The organism is Endozoicomonas montiporae CL-33 (genome assembly GCF_001583435.1).
GTDB lineage: Bacteria > Pseudomonadota > Gammaproteobacteria > Pseudomonadales > Endozoicomonadaceae > Endozoicomonas_A > Endozoicomonas_A montiporae.
This window is the reverse complement of the sequence record NZ_CP013251.1, coordinates 4,582,506-4,602,802: the sequence shown is the minus strand read 5'-3', so window position 1 is coordinate 4,602,802 and position 20,297 is coordinate 4,582,506. Positions and strand designations below refer to the sequence as shown.

The following is a 20,297-nucleotide window of genomic DNA, read 5'->3' as shown; positions in this document are numbered from 1 at the left end:
CAGTGGTAAGTCCGAAAGGCTCCTAGCTTCTGCCTAATAAGCCAAAAAATGTCGATTTCATACGGCTGAGTACTTAGTAAGAATGTCTGACTGTGACGACTACCCGGATGCCGTATAATCAGAGCAATTTACTCTTTTACTGACATAGTCCGAGTTCATGCGTCGTACCATATTTGATACTCCGGTGATCAACACCACCCTGCGCCTGCTGTCGAGCGGCATTCTCAAGCTGGCTGGCTGGAAGAAAGAAGGCCAGCTGCCAGCGGTTGACAAGTGTGTTGTCATTGCGGCCCCCCACACCAGCAACTGGGATTTTATTTTCATGATGCTGATGGCCTTTTCTTTCCGGCTAAAAGTGTTCTGGATGGGGAAAAATTCGTTATTTAAAGGCCCTATGGGGCCAATTATGCATTTTCTTGGTGGCATTTCTGTAGAACGTAGTAAGCACACAGGGCTGGTCCAGCAGACCATTGATCAGTTCAACCAGAACAACAACCTGTTTATTGCTCTTTCACCTGAAGGCACACGGGGTAAAGTCACAAAATGGAAAAGTGGCTTTTACCATGTCGCTGCGGGAGCCAATGTACCCATTGCCATGTCCTTTCTTGACTACAAGCGCAAAGTGGCAGGTTTTGGCCCTATGTTTCATCCAACCGGTGATTACGAGAAGGATCTGGCTGAGATTCAAGCGTTCTATCGTGGTGTTTCGGGTAAAAATCCGTCCCGGTTTTGATTGCAGTAATGTAAATTTAACATCTGTCTTTTCTGTCAGGATCTATACTCCTCGTCTGCTAAATGACGAGGTTTTATAGCATCATGCAGTCTCTTACTCATGCTCAATCAGGAGGGGAAGAAACAGGACGACGCCGCCAGAAGCGAACTGGTCGTTTGTGTGTTTTGTTGCTTTGTTCTCTCCCTGCTTTGTTGCAGGCAAATATGAATAGTTATTGCAATTTTTATGGCAATGACGTTATTTGCTGGATGTCCAATGCCGAAGTTGGTAGCGGTAAAAAGTTGACCTCTTCTGAAGCCACCCAGGTTACATTTTCGCCCAGGGAACGTCGCTTTAACGCTTATTTAAAAAATCCACAGACTCCTGAAACTACAGCTTTAGCCATTGCTCTTTCAGATCAGAACGAGCTTATTTTTGTTCCCACTAAACCGGGTACCTTGTATCTGAAGTTTCATGATGCGGTTAAAAACTGGGTATCTGAACCTGTCGATGCCTGCCAGAAAGTTTCTAAAGCTGTTTTAGTCTGTACCGGAGAAGCAGATGTTAAGCCTATTGTCATCACAACCAATCATCTAATCAGTTCCTTCAGATTTTTGTTGAAAAGTGTTGCAGAACATGATCATTCGACAGTTGATCGTCAGGATAAGAGTGGCGATGCTTACCTTCCGGGTATTCTGGTCGAAAGCCGGATACAGCGGAAGGTGATCCAGATGGACGACAGTCAATCGTTACAAGTGTTAGCAGGTTTTTTTTTTCAGGAAGGGTCACTTAAAACGCCTTATCCGAGCTTCTTGTTAAAGAAGATGAACAGTGATTTATCCGTTCATTATACAGGTCACCATGTGTCACAGCCAGATCATCAAGTCACTCTTTATATGCTGCCTTCTGTCAAGGTTGAACAAGGAGCTTGTTCCAGCCCCTCCTCCTGTCAAGAATTCGAAAAGGCCTTAAATGATGTGAAGTTGATAATCATGTATGAAAATAAAGTAACTCCAGATAGATTCGTTGAGATTGCACAAAGGTATAAGGTGCCTCCTCTAAAATTACTAGAAGAATTGACTGTATTTAGAGACGAAGGAATATATTATGTCTTGTTTAAAGAACAATCAACTCAGCTAGTCTTGAGTTCAAGTGAATTAGTATATGGCCCAGAGAGTGGTCCAGATAACTTGGATAGTGACTCAGAGAGTGGTCCAGATAACTTGGATAGTGACTCAGAGAGTGGTCCAGATAACTTGGATAGTGACTCAGAGAGTGAACCAAATAATGAATTAAATGAATATAACAATAATTTTCTACTAATGATGGTTATGACTGGAAAGCTTAAAGAACCTGAATGGGCCAATGCCGTACATCTAGGGATGAGTATCAGCAAAGAAGTCTTTGAATTGTGGAAAAAATCAATGAATGAATGGGATCTTGGTGCTGACAGCTAAAACGTTTTACGTTTCTGGTGCGGATTGCTCCTTAGGCGGTGATCTTGCAGTCAACAGGTTGTTCATTGATTAAGCCCTGACCGAAAAGGTTTCGTTGAATTATGCCTCTATACACATAAACTCCTGCACACTCACGGCGGAAAACAGTACACTCATTCCGAAAAAACAGGTAGAATGCTCGCCCTTTCGAGGGATAGGAATTGACATGAGTCAATGAAATCCCCGCTGTGTTTGCCCTGTATACGGTTGATGATAGCTGTCAGCCCTGTGTCAGAGGCGCACCAGACGAGACGTCCGGGTACTCCGTAGCCTTTGGCGGCCAGTGTTTTATAAGCCGCGCCGATCAGCACGAACTCCTTTCTCAGGATCTTCAACGAAGTCATGGACACTCACATGACCCGCTTTAGTCGGGAGCCTTGCAAATTTCAGGCTCTGAAAGCGGACTACCAGCGTTAATTAGCAGGATTCAAGCGTAAGACCGGATGTCTGCCTGTTGTGAAGGTCTGTACGGCAGTCAGTCCGATCCCCTGTTGCCCGCGCTGGTTCTTATATAAGCCTTAATTACGGAGCACTCGATGTCCGATACTGAAACCGTTCCTTCCTTTGCGGAAATGCCTCTTGCCCCTGCAGTTATTAAAGCTGTACAGGACGTTGGTTACGAAACCCCTTCTCCTATCCAGGCGCAAAGTATTCCTCATCTGCTGGAAGGTAGGGATTTGCTGGGTCTGGCACAAACCGGTACCGGTAAAACCGCTGCGTTTGCTCTGCCGCTGCTGTCCCGTGTAGACGTTAAAAAGCGTCATCCCCAGATTCTGGTTCTGGCTCCAACCCGCGAGCTGGCCATTCAGGTGGCAGAAGCGTTCCAGCGCTATGCCCGTCATATGCCAGGCTTCCACGTTCTGCCGGTTTACGGTGGTCAGGACATGCGCGGTCAGCTGCGTGGTCTGCAGCGTGGCGCTCAGGTTATCGTCGGTACTCCGGGCCGTGTCATGGATCACCTGCGTCGTGGCTCCATGAAGCTGGATGATCTGAAAGCCGTGGTTCTGGACGAAGCCGACGAAATGCTGCGCATGGGCTTTGTGGACGATATCGAATGGATCATGGAACAGACGCCAAGCGAGCGTCAGGTTGCCCTGTTCTCCGCCACCATGCCTCGTCAGATCCGCAAGATCGCCGACACTCACCTGACCGATCCGGTGACTGTTGAGATCAAGTCCAAGACTGCGACGGTTGATACCATCACCCAGAAAGTGTGCATGGTAAGCGGCTACCACAAACTGGATGCCCTGACCCGTATTCTGGAAGTCGAGCCTTTCGACGCCATGATCATCTTCGTGCGCACCAAAACTGCGACCGTTGAGCTGGCTGAAAAGCTGGAAGCCCGTGGTTTCTCTGCGGCTGCGTTGAACGGTGATATGTCTCAGGCGCTGCGTGAGAAGGTTATCGATCGTCTGAAGAAGAGCTCCCTGGACATCCTGATCGCTACCGACGTAGCGGCTCGTGGTCTGGACGTTGAGCGTATGTCTCACGTTGTTAACTACGACATTCCTTACGACACCGAAGCTTACGTACACCGTATTGGTCGTACCGGCCGTGCAGGTCGTCAGGGTACGGCGATCCTGTTCGCTACTCATCGTGAGCGTCGTATGCTGCGCGCTATCGAAAACGCTACCCGTCAGCGTATCGACGACATGCGTCTGCCTTCCATGCGTGACGTACGTGACATGCGTATTCGTCAGTTCAAGGAAGACGTGACCAAGTCTCTGGAGCTGGGTGACGAGAAGCTGGCTGACTTCCGCAACATCGTTAACGAACTGATGACCGAAGGCGACATGAGCCCTGAAGATCTGGCGGCTGCTCTGTGCTTCATGGCTCAGAAAGAACGTCCGTTCCCGGATGGTAAAGAGCCAGAGCGTCAACAGCGTCAGCGTCGTGAGCGTGATGACCGTCGTGGTGATCGTGGAGAGCGCGGTGACCGTGGTGATCGTCCTCGTCGTGACCGTCGTGAAGACAACGAAGGCATGGTTCGCTACCGTGTTGAAGTAGGTCGTGAACAGGGTATCAACCCGGGTGACCTGGTTGGCGCGATTGCTAACGAAAGCAAGATTCCTGGCAAAAACATCGGTCATATCCGTCTGTTCGAGCGTTGCTCTTCGATCTACCTGCCAGAAGGTATGGATGATTCCACACTGTCTTCTCTGAAGCAGGTGAAAGTACGCAACAAGCCGCTGGAAATGAGCGTGTGGGTTGATGATGGTACCTTACGTGAAGAGCGTCCTCGCCGCCGTCGTCGTGATGGTGAATTCCGCCGTGATCGTGACCGTCGCAGCAACTCTTCCAAGAGCAATGCTTCCCGACGTCCACGTCATCGTGAAGAGCATTCATAAGTTCGACGCTTAATGCGTTAAAAGCGGATACCTGAGCGATTGGGTATCCGCTTTTTTTGTAAGTATCTGACCGCACGAAATCATATATTTCTGACTCCTTGCTCAAGCACTCTGCGGCGTTACAACTCTGGTCACATAGCTTGCTATGCTCCCGACGTTGCGCCTTGCATAGCACTTGATCAATTAGCCAGAAATATTCGATTCCGAACGGTCAGCTACTTAGCGCTTTTAAAGAACTCTTCAAAAGAGGGCTTTTCAATAAATCAGCAAGGGCGCAAAATAGGCAAACACTAATCCGGCATAATAAAGAGATAACACTATGATTAGTTTGTACGGCTCTGGTCAGGCGCGCTCATTTCGAGCCCTGTGGGCTTTGGAAGAAGCTGAACTTGACTATCAATATCATCACGTCAAAATCGGGCAGCCTGATGAAGGGGGTACCCGGCACCCTTCTTATCTTTCCTTAAATGCTCAGGGAAAAGTCCCTACGCTGGTTCATGGTGATCTGGTGCTCACGGAGAGTGCTGCGATGGTGAATTACATTGCCTCCCTTGCTCCGGAAAAACAGCTTGCACCACTGGACGACAATGCTATGAGGGCAAAATACGACGAGTTTTGTTTTTTTGTCCTGTCTGATCTCGAACAGCCTTTGTGGACAGCCGGAAAACACCGGTTTGTATTGCCAGAGAAGTATCGGGTAGAGGCTATTTTCAACACGGTGTTGTGGGAACTCAAACGATCATTCAATGCGCTGGATCATCATATGGATGGTCAGGAATACGCAGTGGGGAACCGCTTTACCTGTGCCGATATTCTGTTGGCACAAACCATTAACTGGGCTGTCCGGTTTGAACTGGATATTCCTCAGAAGTACCGGGGTTATCGTGACAGACTCTATGCAAGACCCGCATGCATAAAAGCAGCGGCAGCGGCAACAGCGAAATAGAAACAATACAGGGAGCATTGGCTCCCTGTTTTTTATCGGGTCAGCTGGATAATGATGTTTCTTCCATTTCCACAGATTCTTTACTCTGACTCAGGCGTTCCTCTTCATCTTCCTGTGTTTCAAAGTCTTCATCTTCACTGATAGGTATGACTTCGTTAAGACTGAACAGCACCGTGGCCGGTGTTGAATAGTTGGGTACGTTGTCATAGCTGAAGACAGAATAATATTTGGCAATATTCGGATTACCAAAGTCGTCCAGTGTGTATTCGTCTTTACCACCATAAAGCTTTACGCCGTCCAGTGGTGAGCGTGGTGGGTGGAAACGGTTTCTGACCACATAGCAGCCTACAAAATCCGGATCATCCGGACGTTTCCAGGTAAGGCGGGTTCGACCGGAATCCCTGTCGATAGACGCTGTTAGTTCTGTCGGTGCCGGTAGCGGCTTTTTGCGACGTTCGATGTATTTGATGACGAGCTTTGCCTGCCAGTTTTCACCTTTTCCATGCCAGTCAATGATAGCGTTGCGTTCCTGGCTGGGTGTGGTCGGGCGAACAATCAGGTATACAGGCATATTGCGGCTGTGCAACTGCTCCAGAATCTGACGACAGTAGCTGTCGAACATGAAACAGTGGGCAGGGCTGGCTTTCAGGTCGGTATTGCTGACTTCATAGCCAAGGTATTCTATTTGCTGACGATTCAGAACATCGTCGTAGGCCAGTTCTTCCAGCTCGGCCATCTCAATGGTAAAGCGAATATCCTTGCGGGTTTTTAGCCGGTTCTTTGCTTTCAGTTCCACATAGGCTTCGGTGACAACGGTCTTTTCCGGATCAGGTAGCTGATCAAGATTAAAGCTGAGGTGCCCATACACTTTGTCGCCATGATTATCAAAGCCTGACTTCAGCTCGCCCTCAATGACGTCTTCCCGGGCTATGGTGTACAGGCTATCCGGCTCCAGATTCAGCTGCTGGCTATTTCGTGTGTAGATGATCTCCAGATTAGGACGATAATGAATACCTGCGCCAAAGCGACCATAGCCGATATCAAACTGCATTATCTGGGAATCGTGGCCTCTCGGCAGAGAATCGGGGCCTTCAATGCGAAGAATGATTCGACCAGAGGTTATTTGTTGCTGAAGAATACGCCGCTCGATACCGGTGAAGTCCCATTCTGTCCAAATTCCCTGAGTCAGCTGATCGGAGGGAATAGTGTCACCCAACGTCTGGATAACCGTTGCGTTAGCAATTTGTTCATAGCTGGTGATGTCGCTTATCTCACTGGCGTCGATAATGGATACTGACCATTCACCGTATTTCTCGATTTTCGCGTTCACGCGGTTCATCGGATAAAGAGAAAAACGTGCGGTTTTGATGTGCGTATCAGCAGGCAGGTTTTCCAGATTGTAAGCAATAACGCCGAGGCAGTGCCCTTTGTTCTCGTTGATGCCGACAAACAGGGAGTTGTGCCCGAAGTGTTTGCTGTTGAGGGAGGTGGTTTTTTCACCCACATAACCGACATCGGTTTTTGCCGGAAACAGGGTGTGTGAAAACTCATCACTGTTTAGCTGAGTTTTGAGCTTCAGTGCGGGGGTAAACGGGGATTTGATGCCACTGGCCCGGTCCACTGCCCTGACTGTATAAAAATAGCGTTTACCGCTGTTGAGCTGAATGTCTTTGTGGAAGTGTGCGCGGGTGATGGCTATACGGTTAGCATTGGTGCATGGGTGTTTGGGAGAAGGGGTTCGATAAACTTCAAAGAAACAGTCTGACTGGCTTGTGTGCTCCCATTTCAAATGCACTTCATTAGTACCAATTTGCTCTGCCCGGAAGTCAGAGACCCTTGCTGGTGCTTTTGATGAATAGTTTATGGCTGACTCCAGAGCGTAAAGAACAGCAGGAATGTTTTCATCCACGCTCTGTTTCATATTGATCAGGTAGTCAGGAATGTTTCGGGTGCCTACTTCTACGACAGTGGCAAGGATACCTCTGTTGTAATAATACTCACGCCCACTGCCGTGTATAAGGTTGAGTGGTGGCTTGCCCCTATGAATGCCGTACTGGCGGCCTGTTACCTTACTGATCTCGCTGGCCATGTTGGCGCTGAGCTGGTTAAGGTCAGTGCCTTCTATTTCTTCTTCGTGATTAAACTTATGTGCCGGAAAGAACACATTACCCTGAGAATGATAATCGAGGGCAATGGTGATATTGGGATGAGTATCTACAAAATCTTTGATAGCCCGGGTTTCCGGCTCCGAGAAAGCTTCCGGCCCGCCGTAAATATTGGAACTGGTATCCTGACTTTTTTTAAAGCGCACCGAGAAGTTGCGGTTCAGATCCACACCGAAGGTACCATCGCCGTTGTCTCTTCGGTTTTTGCGCCAGAAGGAGAAATGGCGGCGGGAATATTCAAAACCGTCCGGGTTCAGGCAGGGCACCATGTACAGAGTGTTTCGGGTTAATGCATTGAACAGCTTCGGGTTGGTTTTGTAGTGGTCAATAACGTACTGAATAAACTGGGTGGCCAGCTCGATGCCTATCCACTCTCGTGCGTGGATAGTACCGGTGTAGAGCAGTGCCGGCTTTTCATTGGCATAGGCGACATCGTTAGAGATTGTCACCAGCATGATCGGGCGACCTTCCCAGGTTTCTCCAATGCTTTGCAGGCGAATCAGGTCGGGGTGTTCCCCCATTGCTTTATTGAGAAACTCGATGGTTTCACGGTACGAAATATATTGTTGCTTCATAGGGTCTCAGGTTTGTTATTTTTGAAGGGCAAAGACAACCTAATGGTTGCCTCTGCTTTATTTTCCTGAACCAAAACGACGAACGACGTTAATAATTCTGAAGATGATTTTCCCAAGACTTAAGGATGTGAGCAAGCTTTCGTGCCTTGATATTTCTGACGGTCATCAATTGGCTGGGTTCGTATCTCAGCGCATGGACTACCTTGTCTGCTCCCAGGTTGTTGATGATATCCAGTGCCAGCCCCTGACTGATGCCTCTTGCTCCGCTAAGTACCTCTACAAGCTTTTGTTCAGAAAGATCAAAGGGTGACGTTTCCGGAGCTTCGACTGTAACTGGCTCGGGCTCAAGCGTTATTTCCGATACTTCTATTTCAATAGGAGCAGGAATAACAGTGTCTTCAATACCAGTGTCTGCCAGCTGTTCTGCTAACCGTGTTTCAGCTTGCACAGGATCAGGTTGGCGGGAAGACGCATAGCTGTCCCGACAGGAAGGTGTATAGTTGTCCTGCCGGTTCCATTGTTCGCTGGGCCACTCCTCCTGATAACGGTTATGAGTATCGATAACGGGATATCCATCGTCGTCCATAGCGTCATAGGTTTCACAGGTGTCCGTCATTGCCTGAAGATCAGTTGTCTGACCAAAGGTAATGTAGCGCATGGTGCGCAGAATCGAAGACGAGATTTTGCCCAGTTCTTCCCAGTTATACAAAGGAATATGTGGTCCGGGCATTGTGCCAGACGACAGTTTCCACATCAGGTACTGGCCAATCCAGTCCCGAACGTAAGGGAAGGCAGCAAAGGCTGTTGCACATTCCAGAATCCGGTATTCATCGTCAAAATTAACGGCAATATCACACGCCCAGTATTCGGCATTAGCCGCTTTGGAAGCCCTGACCGCGAGTTCCAGTGCTTCTGCCGGTACATTCATGTAGTCCATGCTGCCACCCTGAGAGGTGTTGGTCAGCCACTCGCCTTCGGGCGGGCGTCGCCAGAACGCGCAAACGGGTTTGTGACCAATCAGCATTACCCGGATGTCAGCCTTCATTGGAATGAAATCCTGAATATAGGCCGGGTAATAGCGCTTCTCGGTGAGCAACTCCAGAGCTTCAGCTTCGCTGTCCACTTTATGAACGTAATAACCACCGTAGTTCGATGGACCATAGGAGCGTTTAATGATTTTCGGGAACCGGGTTGTGCTCAGAAAGGCTCTGGCTTCATCCTGTTCATAGAAAATTCGGGTAGCCGGTGCTGGCAGGTTGTATTTTTCACAGAAATGAGTGACGTTCTCCTTGGACTTATTGGAAAACTGGGTGTCCATGTCCGGAATAAATGTCACCCCGGGTAAAGCCCGGGCTATTTCCCTGAAGGTTTCATAAGCCGTGGCAGGAATATTGCCAATCAGCACATCAATCTTTTTACGCTTTACTTCATTGATAAAGCGTTGCTTGTCATTGCCCCAGTGATAAACGACGGTTTCTATTTTATCCGGCCAGCCTCTGAAGTTGGACCGGTCAAAAAAGCGCATTACATGATCCAGATACAGCAGGCCAATAGTGGGCAGCTTTCCTTTAACCGATGGCATGATCCAGCTCCTCCACCGTGTTATCTGCGGCACTGCTGTTTTGCAGCGTCTTGTCCAGCAGTTTGTTGACGGTGACTTTTCGTTCAATCAGGTTGGTGATTTTTTCAATCTTGAGGTCGTTAAAATCCAGACCGAACTCTTCCTGGTCCGGTGTAGCAAAGGCCGGTATGCCGTTCACTTCCAGTACAACGTATTCTTCCCGTTCCTGATCGTAGATCAGGTCAACGCCGGCTATTTCCAGTCCGGTGACGGCCGCTGCTTTCAGGGCAAGTTTTACGACTTCATCATTAGGCTCTCGCTTAATGACACTGCCGCCGCTGGTGATATTGGTTTTCCAGTCGTCTTTCGGGGCTTTGCGGCCATAACAGCCAACGAACTCGCCATCGACGATATCAATGCGGTAATCAGTGTGGTCGTTTTTAATAAACCGCTCGACAAAAAAGTGCTGCACATCAATCTGGTTAATAAACGGCTGGAGCATGTCGAGTGCATCGACATTGTCGAGCCTGACGATGCCGGTGCCGCCCCAGCCATCGGTGGGTTTGTACACTGCCCGACCTCCCCAGTCAGACATGCTCGCTCGCAGCGCTTCCAGATTGTTATGACGGCACAGGCAATAATCCGGTGTATTAATACCGTGACGTCTTAACAGGTGTGATGTTTTGAATTTGTCTTCGGTCAGGGCGAAGGCTTTGTAGTTGTTAATGATGGGAATGCAGCGATCCAGCATTTCATAGAGATACATCTGGTACTGGGTCTGCTGGCCTGCGTTATAGGTATAAAACAGATCCAGATCTTCCATCAACACGCCGTTACATATGATGGAGCCCTCGTGTGCCATTGCCTGAGCAAGATTTAACCCTGAAATAACGCCGATATCCCGTTCCCGTAACCGGTCTATCAGTTTTCGCTGGATGACGTCGCCTCCGCCATTCTGGTAAAGCCAGAGTCCAACGGTGTACTTAGACATAGTGGTGTCCTGCAATGCTGAGTAATTTGTGATTCAGTTATCTCAGACCAGGTAATAGCTGGTTGCCGATTGCATAAAATGCAGGACAAAACCGATAACAAACGTTGTCATCAAGTGGTTGTTTTTTTGTTGATGAGCTATGCAAATGTTGATCTGGTTGTTTGGTAATCAGACTATTTCTTTCCCCCAAAAGAACAGCCGACCCATCTTGCCTGACCATGTATTACAGGTGGTTGGTGTCGTTTGGCTGTACCTGATGGTATCGAAATATATCGCTTTTCAGAGTGAAAGTTAACCTGTTAATTATGTTTTTTTATATTTAATTTATTAACAGATTTTTACATCCAGTCACTACCCTCGTTGTTGTTTTTAAGGTTAATATTTACGACCATGGCTGTTTGTCCAAAACGGATTTAAGAAGATCATACGGTTGTTAAAAAAGTGGATTTCAAAGAATTAGCTTCACTTGTTGCGTTGAATTCCTATACGAAAAATAAACCCGGCGTTGATGAAAATGGTCGGGTTTTTGCCCGATGGATGGAGTCTCTGGGTTATCACACAACGCACTACCGACGGAATCAGATAGGTGACCATCTGCATTTTACTGCTCCGAAACAGGATGGACGAAAGGTGCTGTTGCTGGGGCATCTGGATACCGTGTTTCCTGCAGGTACGTTTGAACAGTTTAAAGAAGATGACAGCTGGGTTTATGGCCCGGGTGTCTGTGATATGAAAGGTGGCAACTGGATTGCCCTGAACGCATTGCGCAATCTGCATCAACAATATGGTGGCCTGCACAATATTGATATGTTGCTGGTCAGTGATGAAGAAACCGGCAGTGATGACAGTAAGCACCTGACCGCTGAGTTGGTGAAAGCATACGATACCTGTCTTGTTTTTGAAGCGGCGGGAGCCGGAAACGAAGTGGTGATTGCCCGCAAAGGTGTTGCCACTATTTATCTGGATTTTACTGGCAAGGCCGCTCATGCCGGTAATCATTATACCGATGGTTGTGATGCCAATTTAGCGGCGGCTCAAATGCTGATTGACCTGACCAGCCTGACAAATCTTGAATTGGGTACGACGGTGAATGTGGGCAAAATGTCGGGTGGTATTGGCGCCAATACAGTCTCTCCGCACGCGCATCTGGTGATTGAGTTTCGCTTTACCTGTGGCTCTGAGCGTGACAGAGTGCTGGCAGCTATTGATCAGTTGTTGAGTAAGCCCTCGGTCGAAGGTGTATCTGTCAAAATGTCAGGAGGCTTGCAGCGCGATGTGATGGAAAGCTCGCCCGGACAACAGCAGTTACTGGATGAAATTGAGGGGCTGCTTGGCTATGCGCTGCCGGTGGAAAAGCGCGGCGGGGTCAGTGATGCGAATGTGGCTTCTTCAGCAGGTGTCCCGACACTGGACGGGTTTGGTCCTTTTGGTGATGGCGATCATACGATTCATGAACGTGCCAGCAAGGCCAGTTTTGAGCAGCGAATTCGGGAAGTGACGACCATTTTGTCTGGAATGGTTATGAGCGCTCAGTAGATAACATTTCATTGTGTTCACCTGTTGTGAGCAACAGGTGAATACAATAGTTGATCTATATATAACGTCAGGATTTTTTCATATAGCTGCTCACCAGAACGACACGGGTACCATTTACACGGCCTTCAATATGTTCCGGATTGGACGTTAGGGAGATGTTTCGAACTGCTGTTCCGCGCTTGGCTGTAAACCCGGCACCTTTTACGACCAGATCTTTAATCAGGGTAACAGTGTCGCCTGCTTCAAGGCGGGTGCCGTTGCAGTCCAGTGTTGGGGGCGTATCGTCGTCTTCCTCTGGTATACCGTCTTTTGCCCACTCCTGGGTTTCTTCATCCATATACATCTGATCCAGCAAGTCCTGAGCCCAGGTTTCAGAGGACAGTTGATTCAGCAAACGCCAGGCGACTACCTGAACGGCAGGGTAAGGACTCCAGATGCTGTCGTGCAGGCAGCGCCAGTGGTTGGTATCGAGACTTTCTGTCTGGCTGATCTGGGTGCGGCAGGTTTCACAGATCATCACTGAGCGGTCAGCGGATGATTCAGTGACCGGTGGGACCTCAAAGATATCCAGATGTTTGTCGGCAGTGCACAGCTCGCATTTGGAGTCGCAGCGTTGCAGCAGGGTGCTTTCAATGCTCATGGTAGAGAACCTTGGGAATGTCACAAAAAAGTGGCAGGATTAGAAGTGGGCGGATTATAAGTACTCAGTCATTTGTTTAGCAACAAACAGGTTGGGGCTTCTGATGAAAATAAAACGTATTTAGTATAACAATAAAAGGAATGAATAATGTTGTACGTAGCCACCAGGGATGCGAAGGGGCGGGGTGTATACTCTTCCAAAAAGATTCAGCGGGATCAGGTAATTGAGCGCTGTGAAATGCTGGTGATACCCGAAGAAGAAACGGCTTTGCTCGACAGTACGATGTTATTCAATTACTACTTCTGCTGGGGTGAGGATCAGAAGGATGGTGCCATTGCCCTGGGGTTTGGCTCTATCTATAACCATTCCTATACGCCTAATGCCCTCTATCGTATTGATCTGGATGATCAGATGCTGGAGTTCGTGGCGCTCAGGGATATTCCGGCTAATGAAGAAATTACCATTAATTATAACGGTGCCCCCGAAGATAAATCGCCACTGTGGAATGCAGAAGAAATTAAATGGATTGAATAACGAAAGGTTATTGAAAAGCGTATTTGAATGATGATCAGGGAAAACCCAAAAACCCGGAAGCTATTCCGGGTTTTTGATTTTCTTTTTCATTTTCAGATGAATTTGTCATTCTGAAAATCATTAAAGAAAGAATTAAGAACGGCTGGAACGGTGCTTTTTCAGCTGGTCTTCAGTCAGAGTGTCCTGCAGATCTTTCTGGAAAGCGCGCATGTTTTGCTTGCGAGCTTCATTGAATTCAGCGGAACCTGCGCCATGTTCGTTGCGGGCATCACGGTTGCTGGCGAACAGTACAGATTTGATTTCCAGCATTTTTTCAGACTGTTCTGCAGACAGGCTCAGGTTTTCAGTCATTTCTGCAGTTTCACGCTCCAGACGCTCACGAGCCTGAAAACCGATACGGTCAACAGCAGCAGCGTTCATAGCAAAAGAAACAGCCAGGGTAGCAGCAACGCCAGTCACGATTTTTTTCATGTTGTCCTCAATTTATAATCTGAAGCATGGGGTCAAGATGGAAAAGACTTTAACATTCCAAATAATTTTTTTTCAAGCTGAAAAGATAAACAACAATGGTTTTAAAACTGTTTCAGATCAATGAATTTTTTGATTGCATTTTTATCACAGTAATTATTTATTTATCCATTCTATTTCTTAAATTTATTTGAGACTTTGTTAGGTTTCATTACATAAGTGATTGTCGTTTTTTATGAATTGAATGAAGAAATGGATTGGGTGAAAGTCTCATATTGACTGGTACTATAATTCCAAGTCACCTTTCTGCATGGGGAATGGGATGACATTGTATGGTGGACCCCACTGTCAAGACAGTAAACCAACAAATTTAAGTTAAGTCCTGGCAGTGGTCCAAAGCCCTCATGCAAAGTGAATTGCCTTAGGCGTTTTATAACTCAACGACTGGTGTAATCGTTCAGTGTTGTAAAACTCAAAGTATTCATCCAGCCCAGTATAAAGCTCTGGAACAGTCTGAAATTCATGCGTGTACAGCCATTCATGTTTGACGGAGCGCCACAGCCTCTCGACAAAAATGTTATCCAGTGCTCGCCCTTTCCCGTCCATGCTGATACGTATTTCCCGTTCCTGAAGAGGTGCCAGAAAATCATTACTGGTAAACTGACACCCTTGGTCAGTGTTGAATATATCAGGTTCACCTTGTTCCAAAGCTCGACCCAGCGCATGAATACAGAAGTCTGCATCCAGTGTGTTCGACAGCTCCCAGCTGACCACGTAACGGCTGTACCAGTCAATAATGGCAACCAGATACATAAACCCCTGAGGCATCGGGCAGTACGTAATATCAGTACTCCAGACCTGATTGGGTCTCACAATATCAACGCCGTTCAACAAGTACGGGTAAACCTTATGCTCTTTGTTTCTCAGGCTTGTGCCCGGTTTTGGTCCGACAGCCTGTATGCCCATCAGCCTCATAAGTCGCTGTATACGCTTCCTGTTGACCGGAAAGCCCTGCTCATTCAGCCATGCAGTTATCTTACGACTGCCGTAAAACGGTGTACGTGTATACTGCTCATCAATGAGCCTCATCAGATTCAGATTCTCAGGGCTTTCCAAAGCTGGAGAAGCTTGGTAATACCAGCTTGACCTGCTTAACCCAACCAGTTCACATTGGCGCTGAATGCTGATCTTCGAGTGATCCGGGTCTATGCATCTCCGTTTGTCATCAATGGACATTGCCAGATTTTTTTTTCAACCAGTCCAGCTCCATTTTAAGCCGTCCGATCTCCTGATACAGGGGGCAGTGAGCGCATCTGGATCTACCTCTGGCCGTGCCCTGCCGAAGACTTCTGGAACCCCCTGGAGTAGCTGTCGCTTCCACTGGCTAACCTGAACGGCTGCAACTTCGTGTTCGCTTGCCAGCTGGTTTATGGTCTTTTCGCCCTTGTAGGCTTCGAGTGCTACCTGTGCCTTAAATTCGGGCTTATGTCGTTTTCTTTTTGCTGTCATGATTCCCTCCTGCAGGGTCATCTTACAGCCAGAAAACTTAACTTAGCTACCTGTCCAGTTTATGGGGTCCATCATATTGTCCATACCCACTTCCGTGACCTTGGCGCAGTAGGTCACCGCCAGTAACTTCCAGCCATTGTCGAACATGCCACTCTGAATTAATGACCTTGCTGTCAAAATACCTTGGCCTCCGGGATGCCGCCACCTCATTCCAGAACACTTCATTCGCTGCGTTACCAAGGTTTTACAAGTAGCCTCAATAACCCCTGAGCCTATTGGCAAGTTGTGCGACAAGTGTTCAGCATAGTTCATGCGGGTTCGATTACTTCTGAAGTACTCCAGCTCTGTTTTCAACTTCGATCGACGAGGGTGTCGTTTATGCTGGTAAGCCAGAGCTTTGATGACTTTTTCAACACCTTCGGGCTCCTCTTTGAGGATGTGGCGATAGGTGATGAACTTTTCTCTGGATTTGTTGCTGTTTTCACCATAGGACAGGTCAAACGCTTTCTTCAGGTGCTCTGCGGCATGATAGAAGTCTACAACCTCGTGACCTTCAGGGAGTTCATTGGCAAGGTAGGTCCAGTTGTCTTTTGCCCCATCAGCGACTTTAACAAGCGTCAGATCTGGCCTCTGTCGAAGAGCTTCGCTCAGGAGTGCGGAGAGTGATTGTTTCAAAGTCACTTTCTTGCTTTCAGGCATTCGACTCATCCTGACCGTTGAGAGGCGTTCACCCTGTGCATCGTAAAACGACAATGTTCCACAACTGGCCTCCTGACAGCCAGCAGGGCCACGGGTTCGCTTGCCATCGACTCTATTCTGTTCCCGCTTTTCCTGACGTTTACCATCTTTCATCGGCAACATGACGCCATCAAGAGAAGCGGCCGCAGTCACAGCTTCTTCAGGAACCTTGACGCTTTCCCAGAGAAAGTCTTCAAAGGCTTCCCTATTGGGTTCCCACTGCGCATTGAACTTTTTGGGTAGTCTGGCCAGAGAGCTTTCCGAGGGCGTCATGTTCCCTATCAGATCAAGTAGGCTTTTAGCCTCTCCGGGAGGCATTTGCGCAACCATCCAGACAGCTTGTTTAGCTGCTTTTGGTGTCCAATACCCCTCTACAATACCTGCCTGTAGCTCCAAAGGGATGATAGAGTGATCCTTACCGTTACGATAGAGCGTACGCAAAACCCGGACAGGGCCGACAGCGGATTGATAAGTTTCTGAAGATCGCAACACCCGATGGTAACAGACACCGCTTACCTCAATCGCAGGAACGTCAATATCAAGCCCGGTCAGGTCTTCTGCCAGAACGCTTTGCTCTGCTTCGATAAAGAGTTTATGGATCTCACCTTGGTAGTGGGCCAGAACTGTTATATCGCGTGAATATTGACCCCAAACTCAACTTTATTAATCAATAATCCAATAACAATATCGTGCATCTTTTCGAGCTTTGAAAAACAAATTGTCTTTCTGGCCAACCGTTTAATCCAAGTCCGAAAATTAAGGTTTTTACGCTCTATCTTCTGAGTGTTTGCTTTACCAATAATATGCATGTTTTCATCAAGGTGTCGCTCATAGGCTCCCCAATCATCGGTGTAAAATTTATTAATACCAAATGGCTTCAGAAGTGTTTTGAGTTCTTTAAAAACTTCATCTTTCCGTTTTCCGAAAACATAAGCAAGCACGGTATTTGTAGCGTGATCAACAGCATACAAAAGCCAGCGTTGGTTCGATTTATCATGAACATACGACCACTGCTCATCTAGCTCAGCCTCTTGGCAGACAAGCCCTACATGAATAATTGCATCTGACTTGAGATCAATAGTTTGAATATTTGGGTTGACCTTTACCAGACCGCTTTCTTTTTTTTTAGAGTCTTTATTACTGTTGTCTTGCTTATTCCGAGTACTTTACTTGTATCCCTGATTCCGCTGCCATTTATTGCCATATCGATGATTTTTTCTTTAACGCCAGGCTCACAGGCCTTGTAGCGATATTCAAGCATGAAGGTTTTGATTTCACATTTGTCATTACAGCAATAGTATCGTGGAACATCATGAGTGCTGTATCCGAAAGGCCGAACTTGGTTACTGCCACATGTTGTACAGAGGACTTGCGTAAGGCACATTTTTAAACCGCATTTTTCAAAGTTGCCGAATGTCGTATTTTAGCAGACAGGGCTAGAATCACAGAACTGTGCCACTACCCTCACCTTCATAGTCTTCAAAGTGCTTGATTGGGCTGTGTTCCTGACGAAGAACGGCCAGTTTTTGCTCAAGCTGTTGGATAGCATGACAAGAAGAATTGGCGGCTTCAGCTAGTGGCTGACATACTTGCATCGGGGCGGCCTTTCACTGTTGCGGTATCTTTTACAGTAACCATCATAGCGGTGTTTGGCCGTTCCTATGTAAGTCCAGAGAAAATTTGTAGCTGCTGTATAAACCACGGACGGCAAGCCCAGAAAAAATGGTCAGTATGAGACTTTCACCCAATGGATTTTTGTGGCTTCATTTTATGCTTGAGAGGTTCCTGACTGTTGGAAGCTGGTTTAAATAGGATGTTGATAACTGGTAATTATAATTTCTGTACGGTCAATTGGACGATTATTTATCTAAAGGAATTGATCAACATAAAACGTTGTTGTCACTCTTTACATTAAGGGTTTCTGTTTGAATACTTATATATGTCAGTAGTCGTCTTTAAGGCTTATCGAGCAGCTTTTCGGGTTATCAGACAGTCAGTGTCATCTGAATCGGTTGTGACAAGGTTAAACAGCTTCAGGTATCGAGGCTCCGGCGGCTCTTCTTTGACCTGATCTATGGTTAGCTCTTAATGCCTCTCTCAAGTGGTTGTTTTTAAAGATGAAAAAAAGCTTGCATAGCAAAGCGTAATCCTTATACTAAGCGGCGTCTGGTTGAGGCGGCCAGCAAAGCAGCTTCTTCTTCCGAAAAGACAAATTGTGGTGGGCATAGCTCAGTTGGTAGAGCTCTGGATTGTGATTCCAGCGGTCGTGGGTTCGAGCCCCATTGTCCACCCCAAATTTTAAAACCCGTTGCCGTTCAGGTAGCGGTTTTTTTGTTTGTAAGTACGTATAGCTTATTGCTCTACTTTAGAGTTTTAAATGTACGACTGTTTGGTTAGATTTTTTCTTCACGAAAACCAGTCCTTCAGCCTGCTGTTTAGCAGTCTGTCCAAACAGTCAGTACACTTCCTTTTCTTAAGAAGTATGCCGCTTTCGGCAAAATACTGTCCGTACTATCGTCTATTTCCTCTGATGTCAGCTCCAATTTTTGTTCATATCGGTTCCAGCAGCTGCGTACCCGACACCGATAAGAAATGTCGTATAAGTATAAAGAGAAAGCTCCTGAAGGATTGTTCTTTGTTCTGAAGTGAGCATGGCAGCCGTTTTCCCTTGGTAGGTGAAACAGTTTCTTAACTCTATTCGGTAGTGGCACAGTTCTGTGATTCTAGCCCTGTCTGCTAAAATACGACATTCGGCAACTTTGAAAAATGCGGTTTAAAAATGTGCCTTACGCAAGTCCTCTGTACAACATGTGGCAGTAACCAAGTTCGGCCTTTCGGATACAGCACTCATGATGTTCCACGATACTATTGCTGTAATGACAAATGTGAAATCAAAACCTTCATGCTTGAATATCGCTACAAGGCCTGTGAGCCTGGCGTTAAAGAAAAAATCATCGATATGGCAATAAATGGCAGCGGAATCAGGGATACAAGTAAAGTACTCGGAATAAGCAAGACAACAGTAATAAAGACTCTAAAAAAAAAGAAAGCGGTCTGGTAAAGGTCAACCCAAATATTCAAACTATTGATCTCAAGTCAGATGCAATTATTCATGTAGGGCTTGTCTGCCAAGAGGCTGAGCTAGATGAGCAGTGGTCGTATGTTCATGATAAATCGAACCAACGCTGGCTTTGGTATGCTGTTGATCACGCTACAAATACCGTGCTTGCTTATGTTTTCGGAAAACGGAAAGATGAAGTTTTTAAAGAACTCAAAACACTTCTGAAGCCATTTGGTATTAATAAATTTTACACCGATGATTGGGGAGCCTATGAGCGACACCTTGATGAAAACATGCATATTATTGGTAAAGCAAACACTCAGAAGATAGAGCGTAAAAACCTTAATTTTCGGACTTGGATTAAACGGTTGGCCAGAAAGACAATTTGTTTTTCAAAGCTCGAAAAGATGCACGATATTGTTATTGGATTATTGATTAATAAAGTTGAGTTTGGGGTCAATATTCACGCGATATAACAGTTCTGGCCCACTACCCTCTATTCTTATTCGAAAAATACAGAACTTCCGTGCTTATAATTCTCTAAACTAGAGTACAGAAAACTAAAAATAATTCTAGAACATCAATCAAGTAATATTTTTATTCCATTAATATGAGCGCCAGCCACGCGGCTACAGTTAGTTTGATCTACAAAAAGCATCACTTTCTTCTTATGGACATGTGCTGCAAGAGCCGTTGATAGCCAGCTAGTGTTATAAAAATTAATAGAAGATTTAGCCCAATAACTATACACCCTTGCATTATCACTATAAGCACAACCGGTTTTTATATCCGATTGGGCAACCTTGACAGAGGTGAGGGCATAAGCATCATAATGCCAGAGATAAACTTCTTCTAAATTAAACGGGCCAATCCATTTATAGGCAGCCAGCACCGCAGGAGAAAATAGTGAAACAATCACAAATATGCCGCTTTTAATCATAACAGTATTTATAACTCCACATTAGAGAATTATGTGTACAATAGTACAACTTATTTAAGTTCGTCTTAGGCATTGCA

General features: G+C 46.6%; 16 protein-coding genes, 1 tRNA gene and 1 pseudogene. 8 read left to right on the top strand and 10 right to left on the bottom strand.

What is annotated here, in order from left to right; translation table 11 throughout:
* Positions 1–157 precede the first annotated feature (157 nt).
* The 4 genes from EZMO1_RS21130 (at position 158) to EZMO1_RS21110 (ending at position 5,502) form a co-directional block, all read left to right on the top strand.
* On the top strand, positions 158–733 hold the full coding sequence (locus EZMO1_RS21130) for a lysophospholipid acyltransferase family protein (RefSeq protein ID WP_034878183.1): 576 nt from the start codon (positions 158–160) through the stop codon (positions 731–733).
* Between the two features lie 83 nt (positions 734–816).
* The gene (locus EZMO1_RS21125) at positions 817–2,169 is read left to right on the top strand and encodes a hypothetical protein (protein ID WP_145912688.1); all 1,353 of its coding nucleotides are present in this window, start codon (positions 817–819) and stop codon (positions 2,167–2,169) included.
* Positions 2,170–2,744: 575 nt separating this feature from the next.
* A complete protein-coding gene (locus EZMO1_RS21115; RefSeq protein ID WP_034878179.1) occupies positions 2,745–4,556 on the top strand; it encodes a DEAD/DEAH box helicase in 1,812 nt (603 codons plus the stop codon).
* A gap of 319 nt (positions 4,557–4,875) precedes the next feature.
* Positions 4,876–5,502, top strand: coding sequence for a glutathione S-transferase family protein (locus EZMO1_RS21110; RefSeq protein ID WP_034878178.1), 627 nt, complete (start codon positions 4,876–4,878; stop codon positions 5,500–5,502).
* Between the two features lie 40 nt (positions 5,503–5,542).
* On the opposite strand, the gene EZMO1_RS21105 is transcribed toward EZMO1_RS21110, so the two are convergent.
* The 3 genes from EZMO1_RS21105 to EZMO1_RS21095 all read right to left on the bottom strand — a co-directional run bounded on the left by EZMO1_RS21105 (position 5,543) and on the right by EZMO1_RS21095 (position 10,794).
* Positions 5,543–8,242 (bottom strand): M14 family zinc carboxypeptidase, encoded by a 2,700-nt coding sequence (locus EZMO1_RS21105; RefSeq protein ID WP_051790463.1) that lies wholly within the window; start codon positions 8,240–8,242, stop codon positions 5,543–5,545.
* 88 nt (positions 8,243–8,330) lie between these two features.
* Entirely contained in the window at positions 8,331–9,824 is a 1,494-nt protein-coding gene (locus tag EZMO1_RS21100; protein WP_034878785.1) for an ATP-grasp domain-containing protein, read from the bottom strand.
* The gene (locus tag EZMO1_RS21095) at positions 9,811–10,794 is read right to left on the bottom strand and encodes an ATP-grasp domain-containing protein (protein ID WP_051790462.1); all 984 of its coding nucleotides are present in this window, start codon (positions 10,792–10,794) and stop codon (positions 9,811–9,813) included. Before EZMO1_RS21095 ends, EZMO1_RS21100 begins: the two co-directional genes overlap by 14 nt.
* A 441-nt stretch (positions 10,795–11,235) precedes the next feature.
* On the opposite strand from EZMO1_RS21095, the gene EZMO1_RS21090 reads away from it, so the two are divergent.
* Positions 11,236–12,330, top strand: a complete 1,095-nt coding sequence (locus EZMO1_RS21090; protein ID WP_034878177.1) for a M20 family metallopeptidase — start codon at positions 11,236–11,238, stop codon at positions 12,328–12,330.
* 67 nt (positions 12,331–12,397) lie between these two features.
* Here the strand turns inward: EZMO1_RS21090 and EZMO1_RS21085 are convergent, their stop codons facing one another.
* The gene (locus EZMO1_RS21085; RefSeq protein ID WP_034878175.1) at positions 12,398–12,970 is read right to left on the bottom strand and encodes a PhnA domain-containing protein; all 573 of its coding nucleotides are present in this window, start codon (positions 12,968–12,970) and stop codon (positions 12,398–12,400) included.
* Positions 12,971–13,117: 147 nt separating this feature from the next.
* Here EZMO1_RS21085 and EZMO1_RS21080 point away from each other — a divergent pair, with 147 nt between their 5' ends.
* The gene (locus EZMO1_RS21080) at positions 13,118–13,504 is read left to right on the top strand and encodes an SET domain-containing protein (RefSeq protein ID WP_034878174.1); all 387 of its coding nucleotides are present in this window, start codon (positions 13,118–13,120) and stop codon (positions 13,502–13,504) included.
* A gap of 132 nt (positions 13,505–13,636) precedes the next feature.
* On the opposite strand, the gene EZMO1_RS21075 is transcribed toward EZMO1_RS21080, so the two are convergent.
* The 5 genes and pseudogenes from EZMO1_RS21075 to EZMO1_RS27030 form a co-directional block, all read right to left on the bottom strand.
* Positions 13,637–13,975, bottom strand: a complete 339-nt coding sequence (locus tag EZMO1_RS21075; RefSeq protein WP_034878172.1) for a hypothetical protein — start codon at positions 13,973–13,975, stop codon at positions 13,637–13,639.
* Positions 13,976–14,374: 399 nt separating this feature from the next.
* A pseudogene (locus EZMO1_RS21070) lies at positions 14,375–15,481 on the bottom strand (IS3 family transposase).
* 42 nt (positions 15,482–15,523) lie between these two features.
* On the bottom strand, positions 15,524–16,711 hold the full coding sequence (locus EZMO1_RS21060) for a hypothetical protein (protein WP_145912687.1): 1,188 nt from the start codon (positions 16,709–16,711) through the stop codon (positions 15,524–15,526).
* Between the two features lie 134 nt (positions 16,712–16,845).
* Positions 16,846–17,603, bottom strand: a protein-coding gene (locus EZMO1_RS28320; protein ID WP_420809911.1) for an IS1 family transposase whose coding sequence is annotated in 2 segments (ribosomal slippage) — positions 16,846–17,336 and positions 17,336–17,603 — 759 coding nt in all. Because the reading frame shifts where the segments join, the coding sequence is not laid out codon by codon here.
* Positions 17,604–17,661: 58 nt separating this feature from the next.
* The gene (locus EZMO1_RS27030) at positions 17,662–17,814 is read right to left on the bottom strand and encodes a hypothetical protein (protein ID WP_187300036.1); all 153 of its coding nucleotides are present in this window, start codon (positions 17,812–17,814) and stop codon (positions 17,662–17,664) included.
* 623 nt (positions 17,815–18,437) lie between these two features.
* Here EZMO1_RS27030 and EZMO1_RS21045 point away from each other — a divergent pair.
* Positions 18,438–18,513, top strand: a tRNA-His gene (locus EZMO1_RS21045).
* A gap of 485 nt (positions 18,514–18,998) precedes the next feature.
* A protein-coding gene (locus EZMO1_RS28315; protein WP_420809906.1) for an IS1 family transposase occupies positions 18,999–19,756 on the top strand; the annotation gives its coding sequence in 2 pieces (ribosomal slippage) (positions 18,999–19,266 and positions 19,266–19,756; 759 coding nt in all).
* Between the two features lie 104 nt (positions 19,757–19,860).
* Here the strand turns inward: EZMO1_RS28315 and EZMO1_RS21030 are convergent.
* Complete coding sequence (locus tag EZMO1_RS21030) at positions 19,861–20,220, bottom strand: hypothetical protein (protein WP_034878165.1); 360 nt, start codon at positions 20,218–20,220, stop codon at positions 19,861–19,863.
* Positions 20,221–20,297 lie beyond the last annotated feature (77 nt).

Excerpts from the sequence above, each read along its gene's own strand:
- EZMO1_RS21030 (WP_034878165.1), bottom strand. The coding sequence starts at position 20,220 with ATGATTAAAAGCGGCATATTTGTGATTGTTTCACTATTTTCTCCTGCG.
- EZMO1_RS21105 (WP_051790463.1), bottom strand. The coding sequence starts at position 8,242 with ATGAAGCAACAATATATTTCGTACCGTGAAACCATCGAGTTTCTCAAT.
- EZMO1_RS27030 (WP_187300036.1), bottom strand. The coding sequence starts at position 17,814 with ATGCAAGTATGTCAGCCACTAGCTGAAGCCGCCAATTCTTCTTGTCAT.
- EZMO1_RS21075 (WP_034878172.1), bottom strand. The coding sequence starts at position 13,975 with ATGAAAAAAATCGTGACTGGCGTTGCTGCTACCCTGGCTGTTTCTTTT.
- EZMO1_RS21100 (WP_034878785.1), bottom strand. The coding sequence starts at position 9,824 with ATGCCATCGGTTAAAGGAAAGCTGCCCACTATTGGCCTGCTGTATCTG.
- EZMO1_RS21085 (WP_034878175.1), bottom strand. The coding sequence starts at position 12,970 with ATGAGCATTGAAAGCACCCTGCTGCAACGCTGCGACTCCAAATGCGAG.
- EZMO1_RS21130 (WP_034878183.1), top strand. The coding sequence starts at position 158 with ATGCGTCGTACCATATTTGATACTCCGGTGATCAACACCACCCTGCGC.
- EZMO1_RS21095 (WP_051790462.1), bottom strand. The coding sequence starts at position 10,794 with ATGTCTAAGTACACCGTTGGACTCTGGCTTTACCAGAATGGCGGAGGC.
- EZMO1_RS21125 (WP_145912688.1), top strand. The coding sequence starts at position 817 with ATGCAGTCTCTTACTCATGCTCAATCAGGAGGGGAAGAAACAGGACGA.
- EZMO1_RS21115 (WP_034878179.1), top strand. The coding sequence starts at position 2,745 with ATGTCCGATACTGAAACCGTTCCTTCCTTTGCGGAAATGCCTCTTGCC.
- EZMO1_RS21080 (WP_034878174.1), top strand. The coding sequence starts at position 13,118 with ATGTTGTACGTAGCCACCAGGGATGCGAAGGGGCGGGGTGTATACTCT.
- EZMO1_RS21110 (WP_034878178.1), top strand. The coding sequence starts at position 4,876 with ATGATTAGTTTGTACGGCTCTGGTCAGGCGCGCTCATTTCGAGCCCTG.